General features: G+C 59.6%; 13 protein-coding genes. 2 read left to right on the forward strand and 11 right to left on the reverse strand.

All coding sequences use genetic code 11. The features are described 5' to 3' along the window. On the forward strand, nt 1-576 hold the full coding sequence (locus N1078_RS07020; protein WP_274087491.1) for a cob(I)yrinic acid a,c-diamide adenosyltransferase: 576 nt from the start codon (nt 1-3) through the stop codon (nt 574-576). Nucleotides 577-621: 45 nt separating this feature from the next. Here the strand turns inward: N1078_RS07020 and N1078_RS07025 are convergent, their stop codons facing one another. The 7 genes from N1078_RS07025 to N1078_RS07055 all read right to left on the reverse strand — a co-directional run bounded on the left by N1078_RS07025 (nt 622) and on the right by N1078_RS07055 (nt 9,575). Next, on the reverse strand, nt 622-1,515 hold the full coding sequence (locus N1078_RS07025; protein WP_274087492.1) for an RluA family pseudouridine synthase: 894 nt from the start codon (nt 1,513-1,515) through the stop codon (nt 622-624). Between the two features lie 56 nt (nt 1,516-1,571). Then, nucleotides 1,572-2,678, reverse strand: a complete 1,107-nt coding sequence (locus N1078_RS07030) for an HPP family protein (protein ID WP_274087572.1) — start codon at nt 2,676-2,678, stop codon at nt 1,572-1,574. Nucleotides 2,679-2,747: 69 nt separating this feature from the next. After that, a complete protein-coding gene (locus N1078_RS07035; RefSeq protein WP_274087493.1) occupies nt 2,748-3,689 on the reverse strand; it encodes a Nudix family hydrolase in 942 nt (313 codons plus the stop codon). Next, entirely contained in the window at nt 3,686-4,318 is a 633-nt protein-coding gene (locus N1078_RS07040; RefSeq protein ID WP_274087494.1) for a glutathione S-transferase family protein, read from the reverse strand. Before N1078_RS07040 ends, N1078_RS07035 begins: the two co-directional genes overlap by 4 nt. Nucleotides 4,319-4,444: 126 nt before the next feature. Next, the gene (argJ, locus tag N1078_RS07045; protein WP_274087495.1) at nt 4,445-5,662 is read right to left on the reverse strand and encodes a bifunctional glutamate N-acetyltransferase/amino-acid acetyltransferase ArgJ; all 1,218 of its coding nucleotides are present in this window, start codon (nt 5,660-5,662) and stop codon (nt 4,445-4,447) included. 136 nt (nt 5,663-5,798) lie between these two features. Further along, entirely contained in the window at nt 5,799-8,531 is a 2,733-nt protein-coding gene (gene secA / locus N1078_RS07050; protein ID WP_274087496.1) for a preprotein translocase subunit SecA, read from the reverse strand. A gap of 117 nt (nt 8,532-8,648) precedes the next feature. Then, nucleotides 8,649-9,575 carry a M23 family metallopeptidase gene (locus N1078_RS07055; protein WP_274087497.1) on the reverse strand — a complete coding sequence of 309 codons (927 nt, stop codon included), beginning with the start codon at nt 9,573-9,575 and terminating at the stop codon, nt 8,649-8,651. Between the two features lie 81 nt (nt 9,576-9,656). Here N1078_RS07055 and N1078_RS07060 point away from each other — a divergent pair, with 81 nt between their 5' ends. Further along, complete coding sequence (locus tag N1078_RS07060) at nt 9,657-10,121, forward strand: DUF721 domain-containing protein (RefSeq protein ID WP_274087498.1); 465 nt, start codon at nt 9,657-9,659, stop codon at nt 10,119-10,121. A 137-nt stretch (nt 10,122-10,258) separates the two neighbouring features. Here the strand turns inward: N1078_RS07060 and lpxC are convergent, their stop codons facing one another. The 4 genes from lpxC to N1078_RS07080 all read right to left on the reverse strand — a co-directional run bounded on the left by lpxC (nt 10,259) and on the right by N1078_RS07080 (nt 14,657). Next, on the reverse strand, nt 10,259-11,170 hold the full coding sequence (gene lpxC / locus N1078_RS07065) for a UDP-3-O-acyl-N-acetylglucosamine deacetylase (protein ID WP_274087499.1): 912 nt from the start codon (nt 11,168-11,170) through the stop codon (nt 10,259-10,261). A gap of 112 nt (nt 11,171-11,282) precedes the next feature. Beyond that, nucleotides 11,283-12,470 (reverse strand): cell division protein FtsZ, encoded by a 1,188-nt coding sequence (gene ftsZ, locus N1078_RS07070; protein ID WP_274087500.1) that lies wholly within the window; start codon nt 12,468-12,470, stop codon nt 11,283-11,285. Between the two features lie 43 nt (nt 12,471-12,513). Beyond that, nucleotides 12,514-13,761 (reverse strand): cell division protein FtsA, encoded by a 1,248-nt coding sequence (gene ftsA / locus N1078_RS07075; protein WP_274087501.1) that lies wholly within the window; start codon nt 13,759-13,761, stop codon nt 12,514-12,516. A gap of 20 nt (nt 13,762-13,781) precedes the next feature. After that, nucleotides 13,782-14,657, reverse strand: coding sequence for a cell division protein FtsQ/DivIB (locus N1078_RS07080; RefSeq protein ID WP_274087502.1), 876 nt, complete (start codon nt 14,655-14,657; stop codon nt 13,782-13,784).

The raw sequence follows: 14,657 nt of genomic DNA on the forward strand, positions 1-14,657 counted from the left end.
ATGGGCTACCGACTCTCGAAAATTTACACCCGCACCGGCGATACCGGCGAAACCGGCCTGGCCGACGGCCGCCGCGTGACCAAGGACCACCCGCGCGTGGATGCCATGGGCGAGGTGGATACGCTAAACAGCCAGATTGGCTTGCTGCTCGCCGACCTGGCCGAGCAACAAGCTAAATGCCCGGGTCTGGGCGAGATTATCGAGGTGCTCGCGCCCTGCCAGCACCGCCTGTTTGATCTCGGTGGCGAACTGGCAATGCCCGACTACCAGGCGCTCCAGGCGCCGGAAATCGAGCGCCTGGAAGCGGCCATCGACCGCTGGAACGAAGAAGTCGGGCCGCTGGAGAATTTCATCCTGCCCGGTGGCTCACGGCTGATTGCCCAAGCGCATGTTTGCCGCAGCCTGGCCCGTAGCGCCGAGCGCCGCTGCCAACACCTGAATGCCGTAGAGCCAATTCGCGGCGTCGGCCTGGCCTACGTCAACCGCCTCTCTGACCTGTTGTTTGTCGCCGCCCGCGTGATCGCCAAGCGTCAGCAGATTGATGAAGTACTGTGGCAGGCCGCCAAGAAGGAATAACCCGAGCCCGGATGCCGCGCGGGGAAACACCCTTGAATTACAACCTCAGAGCAGGCTGAGCTGGCTTTCGAAACTGCGCCGCTGACCCGTCAGCGGATCATCGAACGCCAGCCCGCGCGCCAGCAGCTTTAATGGTCTGCTGTAGTCATCAGGGCTATCAGGGGCGTCGGTGACCTCGGGGTAGAACGGGTCATTAACAATCGGCGCGCCCAGCGCGGCCAGGTGCACACGCAACTGATGCTTCTTGCCCGTCACCGGGTAGAGGCGGTACAGCCAGTGTTCGCCCAGACGCTGGGCGACCTCGATACGGGTTTCGGTGTTGGCTTCCCCCGCCACTTCCTGCATGCGGAAAAACGGCTCAGCCGCGTCCAGCCGCGTGGCGCGTAGCAACGGGAAGGTCAGCTGCGGCAGGGCGGCCGCCAAGGCCTCGTAGCACTTGTCCATCTGCCGCAGGCGAAACAACGCCTGGTACTGGCCGCGGCTCTGGCGGTTGGTGGAAAACAGCACCAGACCCGCGGTATGCCGATCTATGCGATGCAAGGGCACCAGATCGGCATTGCCCAAACGCTTGGCCAGACGCGCCTGCAACGTCTGCTCGACATACTCGCCGGCCGGCATCACCGGCAGAAAATGCGGCTTATCGGCGACCAGCACATGCTCATCGACATACAGCACGCTTTCCTCGAACGGAATCGGCGTCTCGGCGGGCACTTCGCGGAAGTAATGCACCTTGAACCCTTCGCGATAGACCGTCAGCAGGCTGATTGGCTGCCCCTGGGCGTCCAACACCCGTCCACGGGCGATACGTTCCTGCCACACCGCCGGCTTAATCGCCGGGAAGTGTGCGCACAGGCACTCGAACACCGTCGCCCAGTTGCCCCGCGGCAGGTGCAACGTACTGGGGCGCATATTCGAGGGGGAACGAGCATCTATCGACATGGACACACTCAACAGCCAGACAGCGGAAAGCCCACAGGATAACCCAGATGCAGCGGTCAGCTGCCTGCGGCGGCCGCTCCAGAGCCTTGCAAGGCCATACGGAAGATGGCCGCCAGCAGGTCGGACTGGCTGACAATCCCCACAACCCGCCGCGCGTCGTCGATCACCGGTACCTGATGCATATCCGCGTCGGTGAGCATCTGCAGCAGGTCGGTGACCGGCCAATCCGCACGACAGCTTGGCACCTCACGGCGCATGCAGGTGCTGACATCCTCGGCATCAGCAGGCGCCTGCAACACCTCATGCAGCCCAAGCATGCCGAGCAGCTGGCCCTCGGCGTTAACCACCGGCAGCGCAGTCAGGCGGTGCTCATACAAGCGGGCGCGGGCGGCGTCCAGGCCTGTCAGAGGACTCAGTGTCTGCACATCACGAGACATGATGTCGGCGCAGCGCACCTCACCAAAACGCCGCTGATAGGCCCGCGCTTCGGTTTGCAGAAAAATCTCTTCGAGGTCTTCGCGGGAAATATCGAGCAGTTCGCCACGGGCTTCGAGTACGGCGCTCAGGTCGTCTGGGGTAAAGCCCAGACGCTCACGCGGGAGCGGATCGCGGGTCTTGTGCAGGTTGCCATGTTCAAGGGGGCGGTGCGGGTATTGCCGGCGTAAGGCGTTGTTGAACAGCAACGCAATCAGCAGCAGGCCCAAGGAGTTTAGGCCGACCGGATAGAGGGCGAAGTGGTAACCCAACTCGGCCACTTGCGGGCCTGCCAGCACTGCCGTCAGCGCCACCGCGCCACCCGGCGGGTGCAGGCAACGCAACGCAAACATCGCCGCAATCGCCAGGCCACCCGCTAATGCTGCCACCCAGGCATCGTGTCCAAGCACAGTGGCGCAGGTGACCCCGATCAGGGCAGAGATCAGGTTGCCGCCGATAATCGACCACGGCTGTGCCAACGGGCTGGCCGGCACCGCAAACAGCAGCACCGCCGACGCGCCCATTGGCGCTATCAGCCATGGGCTGGCATTACCCAGCACCTCATAAGACAGCCAACCACTGAACAGCAGCCCGAGCACTGCACCCATACAACTCAGCACACGCTCGCTGAAACTGACCATCATCGGCGCAGGCCAGAAGCCCTTCATCCACGCCTTGAAACTTTGCACCGTCAACTGCCCACCTGTAGCGCACCATTTGAGGGCGCGACTATAACGCCCTTTACCCAACGGTTGCAGTTACTCCGGCCAGAACGCACGAATACCCGCCACGCCCTGCGCTCCAACCTGCCAAGCCCGCGCAACGTCGCCCGGAGTCACCCCGCCCAGCAGGTAAGCCGGCTGATTAAACCCTTGCAATAACCCGGCAACCTGCTCCCAACCCAACGGCTGAGCATCGGGATGGGTGTGCGTCGCCTGTACGGGCGACAGGGTGATGAAGTCCACGCCCATCTGCGCCGCCAAGGCGAGTTCGTCTGCCGAGTGACAGGATGCCGCCAACCAGCGCTCGCGCGGAAACGGCCGCCCCGCCGCGCTCAACTCACGCAGTTGCCGCGCCGTCAGATGCCAGCCGGCTGCCGGGAAGTCGCCCAGCCACTCCAGCGGACCCTTGAGCATCAGTTGTGCCTTGCCTACGCACAACCCTAAAGCGTCGACGGCGATATCACGGTACTGCGCATCGAACATCGCCGGCGCGCGCAACTGCAGCAGGCGAATACCGCTTTTCAACGCCGTTTGAATACCCCGTAGCAGCTCAGGCCCGCTCAAGCCCTCTGGGGTAATCAGGTAGCGCTCGGGCAAGCGTGCGGCCGCAACAATCGGCCGGTTGGCCGCCGGGAACTCATAGTCACCGAGCTGCCGGGGGCTGACCCAGGCCAGTGGCTGGCCTTCGGCACCATGCGGTTCACCGGTAAACGCCGAGACCTCCCAGACATCCAGCAACACCTGTTTGTCCGGGTAATCATGACGCACCTGGATTAACGGCCGGGCTGCACTGGGACGAATGCCCAGCTCCTCCTCCAGTTCACGGGCCAGGGCCGTTTGTACCGTTTCACCCGCCTCCACCTTGCCGCCTGGAAACTCCCAGAGACCGCCTTGGTGTTGATCCTCAGCACGCTTGGCGAGCAGGATTTGCCCGTCTTCGCCGCGAATGACTGCAGCAGCTACATGAATACGCTTCACTCCAGATATTCCTCCTGGGCAGCTTGATACCAGCGCTGAAACGCCGGCCATTGATAGATTGTCTCGACATAGGCAGCAGCCTCAGCCGGCAGCACCACCTGATAACTGCGCAAACGCGCCGCCACCGGGGCAAAGAAGGCATCCGCCAAGCTCGGCTGGCCAAACAGGAAGCCGCCAGCCTGAGCAAAGCGCTGCCGGCACTCGACCCACAAAGCGCAAACGCGCTGAATATCTGCCATGGCATCGGCCGGTATTTCGGCTAAGGCCTGGTTACGCTTGAGGTCCATCGGCAGGTGACTGCGCAGCGCAACAAAACCGCTGTGCATCTCGGCGCAGGCACTGCGGGCCAGCGCTCGCGCCGCTCGCTCCTGCGGCCAGAGTTGGGCCGCCGGGAAACACTCGGCCAGGTATTCGCTAATCGCCAGGGAGTCCCAGATGATGCCTTCGTCAGTGATCAGCAACGGCACCTTGCCAGTCGGCGAGTGCTGCAGAATCTGTGCGCGAGTCTCGGGGCGGTTCAGGGCGATCAGCTGTTCGCTATAGGGCGCACCGCTGAGCTCCAAGGCTAGCGCCGCACGCAGCGACCAGGACGAATAGGTTTTGTCACCGATAACCAGAGTAAGAGACATGGGCTGCGCTCAGGGCGGGAAGGTCAAACGACCTTAAAAGGCGCCCCCTGCAATAGCAAATTCCCGTTGTTCATAGCGCTATGAACAACGGGAATGCGGGCAGCCAAACAGCAGGTGCGTGGCCGATCAGGTGCGGTATTCCGCGTTGATCTTCACGTACTCGTGGGACAGGTCAGTGGTCCAAATGGTCTCGCTGCAGCTGCCACGGCCCAATTCAATGCGGATGGTGATTTCTTCTTTCGCCATCACCGCCGAGCCCTGCTCTTCGGTGTAGCTGGCCGCGCGACAGCCGCGGCTGGCGATGCACACGTCACCTAGGAACACGTCGATCAAGCTAACATCCAACTGCGCCACACCGGCACGGCCGACGGCAGCAAGGATCCGCCCCCAGTTTGGATCGGAAGCAAACAGCGCAGTCTTGATCAGCGGCGAATGCGCCACGGCGTACCCAACGTCCAGGCACTCCTGATGGGTTGCACCGCCGTTCACCTGCACAGTGACGAACTTGGTTGCACCTTCACCGTCACGCACGATGGCCTGTGCCACGTCCATGCACACACTGAACACCGCCTCTTTGAGCTTGGCGAACAGGTCGCCGCTGGCCTGGGTGATCTCTGGCAGGGCCGCCTGACCGGTAGCGATGAGCATGCAGCAGTCGTTGGTCGAGGTGTCGCCGTCGATGGTGATGCGGTTGAACGATTTGTTCGCCGCGTCGCGCAGCAAATCCTGCAGTACGCCCTGGGCAACCTTGGCGTCGGTAGCGATGTAACCCAGCATGGTCGCCATATTCGGCTTGATCATCCCGGCGCCCTTGGAAATACCGGTCACGGTAACGGTAACGCCATCGTGCACGAACTGGCGGCTGGCACCCTTAGGCAAGGTGTCGGTGGTCATGATGCCCGTGGCGGCCTCAGCCCAATGATCCGGCGCCAGATCGTCCAGCGCCGCACGCAGCGCACCTTCAATCTTTGCCACGGGTAACGGCTCACCGATAACCCCGGTGGAAAAAGGCAGCACGGCCCCCTCTTGCACCCCGGTCAGGGCCGCCAGAGCAGAGCAGGTGTGCGCCGCATCGCGCAGCCCCTGCCCACCGGTGCCAGCGTTAGCATTGCCAGTGTTGGTCAGCAGGTAACGCACGCTGCCCAATACCCGCTGCTTGGCCAGGACCACCGGCGCAGCGCAGAACGCATTAAGGGTGAATACCCCGGCTACGCTGGAGCCCTCGGCACAGCGCATGACTACCACATCCTTGCGCCCAGGACGCTTGATGCCCGCAGAAGCGATGCCCAATTCGAAACCTGGAACCGGGTGCAGGGTAGACAATGGGCCAAGACCAACAGCCATAGGGAACACTCCTTGAGGGGGTAGGACATGAGAGATGGTAAAACGCCGCGAGCGGTCGAACCGTTCGCGGCGTTATTCAAGCGGGGCCAAGCATAGCCAACGTCACTGTCGGCGCAACCCGCTCTACACAGTCGGTTTAGTTAACCTGACCGTGGCAGTGCTTGTACTTCTTACCGGAACCACACGGGCACGGTTCGTTACGGCCAATCTTCGGTTCAGTGCGCACAGGCGCCACAGCCACCGCTACATCACCCTCCTCTTCAGAGGTTTGCGGCGGTATAGCCGAGGCGTCCGCGTGCTGAAACTGCATGCGCTCAGCCAATGCCTCGGCCTCGCGACGCAGACGCGCCTCTTCTTCGGCCGGATCTTCGCGGCGCACCTGCACATGCGACAGCACGCGGATGGTGTCGCGCTTGATCGAATCCAGCAATTCCTGGAACAAGGTGAAAGACTCACGCTTATATTCCTGCTTGGGGTTCTTTTGTGCATAACCGCGCAGGTGAATACCGTGGCGCAGGTGATCCATGGTCGACAGGTGGTCTTTCCACAGGTCGTCGAGCACGCGCAGCAGAATCTGCTTCTCGAAGGTGCGCAGCGCCTCGGCACTGGCCTCGATTTCCTTCTCGTTGTAGGCCTTGATCAGCTCGTCAAGAATGCGCTCGCGCAGGGTCTCTTCATACAACTTGTGATCATCGTCGAGCCACTGCTGGATCGGCAGACGCAAGTTGAAGCTGGTGTACAGCGCCTCTTCCAGACCGGCGATATCCCACTGCTCAGGCAGCGACTGTGGCGCAATATGTTCGTTGACTAGGTTCTCGACGACTTCGCGGCGGAAATCGGCAATGGTTTCGCCAATGTTGTCTGCGGCGAGCAGGGTGTTGCGCATGTGATAGATCACCTTGCGCTGCTCGTTCGCCACGTCGTCGTATTCCAGCAGCTGCTTACGCATGTCGAAGTTACGGCCTTCAACCTTGCGCTGCGCCTTCTCGATGGCATTACTGACCATGCGGTGCTCAATGGCCTCTCCAGGCTGCATGCCCAGAGCCTTCATAAAGTTCTTCACCCGATCCGAGGCGAAGATGCGCATCAGGTTATCTTCCAGCGACAGATAGAAACGGCTGGAACCTGGGTCACCCTGGCGGCCGGCACGACCACGCAGCTGATTGTCGATACGCCGCGATTCATGACGCTCAGACGCGATTACATGCAAACCACCGGCTTCAATCACTTGCTGGTGACGCTTCTGCCAATCGGCCTTGATTTGGGCGATCTGCTCAGGTGTTGGGTTTTCCAGGTTGGCGACTTCAACTTCCCAGTTGCCACCCAACAGAATGTCGGTACCACGACCGGCCATGTTGGTGGCAATAGTCAGCGCGCCCGGACGACCGGCCTGAGCAATGATTTCCGCTTCCTTCTCGTGGAACTTGGCATTCAGCACTTTGTGCTCGATGCCTTCCTGATTGAGTAGCGCCGACATGTGTTCGGACGTTTCGATGGTCGCCGTACCGACCAGAACGGGCCGGCCCAACGCCATGCTTTCTTTGATGTCGGTAACGATGGCGGCGTACTTCTCTTCCGCAGTCAGGTAGACCAGGTCGTTGAAGTCTTTACGCGCCAGGGCACGGTTAGTCGGGATTACGATCACCGCCAAGCCGTAAATCTGATGGAACTCGAACGCTTCGGTATCAGCCGTACCGGTCATGCCGGACAGCTTGTTGTACAGGCGGAAGTAGTTCTGGAAGGTGGTCGAGGCCAGCGTCTGGCTCTCGGCCTGGATCGGCAGACCTTCTTTGGCTTCGATCGCCTGGTGCAGGCCCTCAGACAAACGACGCCCCGGCATGGTACGGCCGGTGTGTTCGTCGATCAGCAGCACCTGGTTGTTCTGCACGATGTATTCAACGTTGCGGTTGAACAGCTTGTGCGCCCGCAGACCCGAGTACACATGGGTCAGCAGGCCCAGGTTATGCGCCGAATACAGGCTCTCGCCTTCAGCCAGCAAACCGACTTCGGTGAGCATTTCTTCAACAAACTGGTGGCCGGCTTCATTCAGCTCAACCTGACGAGCCTTCTCATCAAGCTTGTAATGGCCTTCCTGAGTAACGACGCCCTCTTCTTCCTCAACATGCAGCTTGAGGCGCGGGATCAGCTTGTTGACCTCGGTATAAAGGCGCGAACTGTCTTCGGCCTGACCAGAGATGATCAACGGGGTGCGCGCTTCATCGATCAGAATGGAGTCAACTTCGTCGATTACAGCGAAATTCAGCTCACGCTGGAATTTATCTTCCAAGCTGAAAGCCATGTTGTCGCGCAGGTAATCGAAGCCAAATTCGTTATTGGTGCCGTAGGTGATATCGGCCGCGTAGGCTTCACGCTTCTCTTCCGGCGGCATAAACGGGGTGACAATCCCCACCGTCATACCGAGGAATTCATACAGCGGACGCATCCAGTTGGCGTCGCGGCGTGCCAGGTAGTCGTTGACCGTGACCACATGCACGCCCTTGCCGGACAGCGCATTCAGGTACACCGCCAGGGTCGCCACCAGGGTTTTACCCTCACCGGTGCGCATCTCGGCGATCTTGCCTTCATGCAAGGTCATGCCACCAATCAACTGCACGTCGAAGTGGCGCATGCCCATCACCCGCTTACCGGCTTCGCGGGCTACCGCAAATGCTTCGGCGAGCAGTTGATCGAGGGTTTCGCCTTTAGCCAGACGGGCTTTGAACTCATCCGTCTTGGCTCGCAGTTGCTCATCGGAAAGGGCAAGCATCTGCTCCTCGAAGGCATTGACGGCGCTTACCGCCTTGAGCATGCGTTTGACTTCACGCTCGTTCTTGCTTCCAAAGAGTTTCTTTAACAAAGGCGCAAACATATCGACAGGATCTTCCAGGCGTATGGATTGAGGGCTACTGAACAGCGACCCATGCAGCATTTTTGGCTGCGTGCGAGGTGGGCATTCTACTCGGAAACGCTAATGAGGAAAGCGGCGTTATTCGACGCTACCCACTCGGGCGATGTAGCTGGCCGGATTAACAACCCGACCATTCTTGGTGACTTCGAAGTGTACATGGTAACCACTGGCGCGCCCGCTGCGACCAACCCTGGCAATCGTTTGATCGCGCTGCACCAGATCACCAATCTGTACCAAGTTACTCTGATTGTGCGCATACAGCGTGGTGTAGCCGTCTGCATGGCTGACCTCCACGACATTACCATAGCCCGACTTGACCCCAGAGAAGCTCACCACACCCGCAGCGACAGCGACCACATCACTGCCCGGCTTGGCGGCAAAATCGACACCTTTATGCTGAGTATTACGCCCGGTGAGCGGGTGTACACGGCGGCCAAACGGCGAAGACATGTAGCCATTGCGCACCGGCATACCCGACAGGTATTCGGCTTCGCTCAGCTGGCGCTCGCCGATCAACTGCTCAAGCACCTCCAATAACTGCTCACGGCTGTCCAGGCGCACGCTCAAGCGGTCGAGCTCATCCATAAACAGCGGCGGCGCATAAGCCGCATCGCCCAAGCTATCTTCAGCACCGCCCTGACCAACATTGAGCGAAAAGTCAAACTCACTGGCATCAAGATCCGCCAACTCGGTCAGCCGCGCACCCAGTGCGTCCAAACGCGTTAGGCGCGCCTGCAGCTCGGCCACATGCGCAGCGAACGCATCCAGCTGGCGCTGTGCATCCAGACGCACGGCGCCCACTTCGGCACGCTGCTGATCGAGCACCTGATTGATTTGCGTATCGTCCTGCACCCTAACAGTGGCAGGTGCCCACCAGGCCCCAACTGCCACACCACTGGCCAGCGCGGCACCGAGCGCCAGCAACACTACCAACAGTAGCCCGCGCAAATTTAGGCTGAGTGAACGTGCGGCACCATGGTGCCGGCTGAGTAATATGATCTGCACTGCATTCCCCTAACGGTGAAGGCACAGCCGGCAGCAGTGATTCTGCTACCATGCTGGCTTCACTTTCTCAGGCGTCCTGCCATGACATTTCGTCCTTTGCCGGCCCGGGCTCCCGCCGCACTCTTGCGCGAAGCGAAGCCTCTGAAAGCGCTGTTCAATCAAGCGCAACGCATTGATCGCCTGCAACACTTACTCGAGAGCCAACTGCAGCCTGCTGCCCGCGAACACTGCCATGTAGCGTCATGGCGCGAGGGCTGCCTGCTGCTGATAATCACCGACGGCCATTGGGCCACACGCCTGCGCTATCAACAAAAACGCTTGTTGAAACAGCTGCAGGCACTCGAAGAGTTCGCGACCTTAACGAAGATTCTGTTCAAGGTGCAACCTCCGACTGCTGAAAGGCGTGCGCCAATTCGCACAATGAATTTGTCCAGCAGCGCCGCAGAAAACATCCAATCTACCGCCGAAGGCATCAGCGACCCCAAACTCCGCGCAGCCCTAGAACGCCTGGCAAAACACACCCAAAGCGACAAAACGACAGACTAAAAAAACTGGCCAACATGCTTTGCTCGCATGCTTATCCTGGCGCTACGACTGCTCAACGATTGGCCTCCAGCACCGACAACCGATAAAAAAAGGCCACCCGAGGGTGGCCTTAGAAAGTAAAGAAGGAAGGTCGTACGTTACACCGCCGCAACCGGGCGCATGTAAGAGATTGGCGCGGTGTTGGGGTCATCAAAGGTGACAACTTCCCACGCATCGGTTTGCTCAATCAGGGTGCGCAGCAGAAGGTTATTCAGCGCATGGCCCGACTTGAAACCTTTGAACTCGCCAATCAGGCTGTTACCCAGCAGGTAAAGATCGCCGATCGCATCGAGAATCTTGTGCTTAACGAATTCGTCCTCATACCGCAGGCCGTCTTCGTTCAACACGCGAAACTCATCCACTACGATGGCGTTATCCACGCTGCCGCCGAGCGCCAGGTTCTGTGAACGCAGGAACTCGATATCACGCATAAAGCCGAACGTGCGAGCGCGACTCACTTCCTTCACGAATGACGTGCTGGAGAAGTCGACGCTGGCTGACTGGGTGCGATTGCGGAACACAGGGTGATCGAAATCGATCTCAAAGGTCACCTTGAACCCTTCGAAAGGCACAAAAGTGGCGCGCTTGTCGCCATCTTCAACCGTGACTTCACGAAGGATACGAATGAACTTCTTGTGGGCGTCCTGCTCTTGCAGACCAGCCGATTGAATCAGGAATACAAAAGGACCCGCACTGCCATCCATGATCGGCACTTCGGATGCGGAGAGCTCGACGTAGGCGTTATCGATGCCCAGGCCAGCCATGGCCGAAAGCAGGTGCTCTACCGTATCCACCTTGACATCACCATTGACCAGCGTGGTCGACATGGTGGTTTCACCGACATTCCCTGCACGCGCGGGAATTTCCACGACAGGGTCCAGGTCGGTACGACGGAACACGATACCGGTGTCCACTGGTGCCGGCTTTAGGGTCAGGTATACCTTTTCCCCGGAATGCAGGCCTACGCCAGTGGCGCGGATGATGTTCTTCAGGGTGCGTTGTCTGATCATGGATTGGACCGCTATAGCACTAGTTGCGAATAGTTTTCAACAATGGCCGGCGATGATAGCAGAACCGGCCTTTGCTGAACACCAATCGTCCCAATACTCCTGATACATTTCATCAATCGGCCTGACGACGCAGGAAGGCCGGAATATCCAGGTAATCCAGATCATCCTGCGGATTCATCTTGGCCGCAGTGGCTGCGCCGCCGTGGCTTTGACGCTGAACAGTAGGACGCTCGTAATCTTTGTAATTGACGCTTTGCTCACCACGCGCCGGTGCGGCTGCGTTGCTATGGGCGTTGGCAGAAACCTGCACAGTATTGTCGATAACCTTGACCGGCTTCTCGATACGCGCACCCAGACCGGTGGCCACTACGGTGACGTGCAACTCGTCGCGCATGTCCGGATCGATCACGGTGCCGACCTTGACGGTGGCGTGCTCGGAAGCGAACTGCTCGATGATGTTACCCACGTCGGAGTACTCACCCAGGGACAGGTCAGGACCGGCAGTGATGTTCACCAGAATACCGCGCGCGCCTTGCAGGTTGACGTCTTCGAGCAATGGATTGCGAATGGCCGCTTCGGTCGCTTCACGCGCACGGTTCGGACCGCTGGCGCAGCCAGTGCCCATCATCGCCATGCCCATTTCGCTCATCACGGTTTTCACGTCGGCGAAGTCGACGTTGATCATGCCCGGACGCTTGATGATGTCGGAGATACCGCGCACGGCACCCGCCAGTACATCGTCAGCCTTGGCGAACGCGGACAACAGGCTGGCGTCCTTACCGAGGATGGTCAGCAGTTTTTCGTTAGGGATGGTGATCAGCGAGTCGACACTTTCCGACAGAGCGCGGATGCCTTCTTCGGCGATCAGCATGCGCTTCTTGCCTTCGAACGGGAACGGACGGGTCACCACTGCAACGGTGAGGATGCCCATTTCCTTGGCCACCTGAGCAATTACTGGGGCTGCACCGGTGCCGGTACCGCCGCCCATGCCGGTGGTGATAAAGACCATATCGGTGCCTTGCAGCACTTCAGCGATACGCTCGCGATCTTCCATAGCGGCCTGACGGCCAACTTCTGGGTTAGCACCCGCACCGAGGCCTTTAGTTACTGCAGTGCCTAGCTGCAGAACAGTGCGTGCGCCGATGTTTTTCAGTGCCTGTGCATCCGTGTTGGCGCAGATGAACTCAACGCCTTCAATGTTGTTTTTCGCCATATGGTTGACAGCATTACCGCCGCCGCCGCCCACGCCGATGACCTTGATAACCGCACTTGCTGGAGCGCTGTCTACGAGTTCAAACATTTTCCCTCTCCTTTACTTTCTAGTTATAACGCCTACTGCAAAATCAGAAATTGCCCTGGACCCAGCGTTTCAGCCGTTCCAGAACAGGTTGTTTGGGTTCATCGCTGTAGCTGCCAAGCGCAGACATCGAAACGCCGTCGGCCTGCTTTTGCAGCCCGTACAGCAGCAGGCCTACGCCTGTTGAATAGATGGGGTTACGCACGACGTCGGCCAATCCTTTGACACCCTGGGGGATACCCAGGCGTACCGGCATATGGAAAATTTCTTCGGCCAGCTCGACGGCTCCTTCCATCTTCGCTGTACCGCCTGTGAGAACGATCCCGGCCGGGATCAAGTCCTCATAACCACTGCGACGCAGCTCAGCCTGAATCAGGGTGAACAGCTCGTCGTAACGTGGCTCAACCACTTCAGCCAGGGACTGACGCGACAAATCTCGCGGCGGACGATCACCGACGCTCGGCACCTTGATGGTCTCGCCTGCACCGGCCAGTTTGGCCAACGCGCAAGCATACCGAATCTTGATCTCTTCGGCATACTGAGTTGGCGTGCGCAGGGCCATGGCGATGTCATTGGTGACCTGATCACCGGCAATCGGGATCACTGCGGTATGGCGGATCGCGCCTTCGGTGAAGATGCAGATGTCGGTGGTGCCACCGCCGATATCGACCAAACACACACCCAGCTCTTTCTCGTCATCCGTTAACACGGCATAAGCCGAGGCCAACTGCTCAAGAATGATGTCGTCAACTTCAAGGCCGCAGCGACGCACACACTTCTCGATGTTCTGCGCGGCATTCACCGCGCAAGTGACCACGTGCACCTTGGCTTCCAGGCGCACACCGGACATGCCCAGTGGCTCACGTACGCCTTCCTGGTTATCGATCACATAATCCTGCGGCAGGGTATGCAACACCCGCTGATCGGCTGGAATGGCCACAGCCTGTGCGGCATCGAGTACCCGCTCAAGGTCAGCCGAACTGACTTCGCGATCACGAATCGCGACGATGCCGTGACTGTTAAGGCTGCGGATATGGTTACCGGCGAGGCCGACAAAGGCCGAGTGGATACGGCAACCGGCCATCAGTTGAGCTTCTTCGACGGCGCGCTGGATCGACTGCACGGTCGATTCGATATTCACCACCACGCCCTTTTTCAGACCACGTGATGGGTGGGTGCCGATGCCGACGATTTCCAACTGGCCGTCCGCATTCACTTCGCCGACCAATGCCACCACTTTGGAGGTACCGATATCGAGACCGACGATCATCTTGCCGCTCTGCACGTTTGCCATGGCTCTTACTTTCTCCTGATTCACTGCACGACAGCGGTTGGTGCCGCCGTGGGCGCGACCGGCTCACGCCATGCCACGGCCAGGCCGTTGGCATAACGCAAATCGATGCGCGCGATATTCGCTTGTTGCTCTTTCAGGGCCTTGTCATAAATGGCCGTGAAACGCCGCATTTTTTCCACCAGATGGTCACGCCCCAGCAGCAGTTCGATGCCCTGCCCGGTGGAGAGGAACCAGCTGCCACGCTCACGCAACTCCAGGCGCGCCACGGAAAAACCCACGGGACGCAACATCTGGCTGATCACTTGGTATTGCTGCATCACCTGCTGTTGCGCACGCTTGGGGCCATACAGCTGCGGCAGGTGGGGATAATTGGCCAGTTCCAACGGCGCAAACGCTTCACCCTGGTTGTTCAACAGCGCCTCATCACCCCAGCGGGCAATCGGCAATTGCTCTTCCAGACGCACCACTAGCTGATCCGGCCATACACGGCGTACCTGAGCGCTGGCGATCCAGGGCATCGACTCCAGCTCATGACGCAGGCTGAGCAGATCGACACTGAAAAAGCTGGCATTGGCGTAAGGCGCAATGCGCTGCTGTACGGCCTGCTGATTGACGTAGCTGAGGTCGCCTTCGACGTTGATTCTGGCGATCGGCTGGTCGGCATAGGGCATGGCGCGCAACGACAGTTCATAGGTGCCGTAACCGAGACCCAGCAATAACAGCGGCCAGGTCAGGCGCTTCAACAAAGTGCCAAAGCCAACAAGCCGGGTTTTCTGCACGTTAACGCGCAGGCTGATCGGCTCCTTGGCCACCAAACGGCTGGCACCGCGCGGCACAGGCTTGCCGCGCAGAGGCGCGCGGGAAGTCCCTGGCTGGTGGCGCACGTTAGCCGTCAT

This window comes from Pseudomonas sp. MIL19 (assembly GCF_028680365.1).
Taxonomy (GTDB): domain Bacteria; phylum Pseudomonadota; class Gammaproteobacteria; order Pseudomonadales; family Pseudomonadaceae; genus Aquipseudomonas; species Aquipseudomonas spirodelae.

Bases quoted from the DNA above. Each gene is read 5' to 3' on its own strand.
- ftsZ (WP_274087500.1), bottom strand. From the start codon at position 12,470: ATGTTTGAACTCGTAGACAGCGCTCCAGCAAGTGCGGTTATCAAGGTC.
- N1078_RS07060 (WP_274087498.1), top strand. From the start codon at position 9,657: ATGACATTTCGTCCTTTGCCGGCCCGGGCTCCCGCCGCACTCTTGCGC.
- argJ (WP_274087495.1), bottom strand. From the start codon at position 5,662: ATGGCTGTTGGTCTTGGCCCATTGTCTACCCTGCACCCGGTTCCAGGT.
- N1078_RS07080 (WP_274087502.1), bottom strand. From the start codon at position 14,657: ATGACGGCTAACGTGCGCCACCAGCCAGGGACTTCCCGCGCGCCTCTG.
- ftsA (WP_274087501.1), bottom strand. From the start codon at position 13,761: ATGGCAAACGTGCAGAGCGGCAAGATGATCGTCGGTCTCGATATCGGT.
- N1078_RS07025 (WP_274087492.1), bottom strand. From the start codon at position 1,515: ATGTCGATAGATGCTCGTTCCCCCTCGAATATGCGCCCCAGTACGTTG.
- secA (WP_274087496.1), bottom strand. From the start codon at position 8,531: ATGTTTGCGCCTTTGTTAAAGAAACTCTTTGGAAGCAAGAACGAGCGT.
- N1078_RS07020 (WP_274087491.1), top strand. From the start codon at position 1: ATGGGCTACCGACTCTCGAAAATTTACACCCGCACCGGCGATACCGGC.
- N1078_RS07040 (WP_274087494.1), bottom strand. From the start codon at position 4,318: ATGTCTCTTACTCTGGTTATCGGTGACAAAACCTATTCGTCCTGGTCG.
- lpxC (WP_274087499.1), bottom strand. From the start codon at position 11,170: ATGATCAGACAACGCACCCTGAAGAACATCATCCGCGCCACTGGCGTA.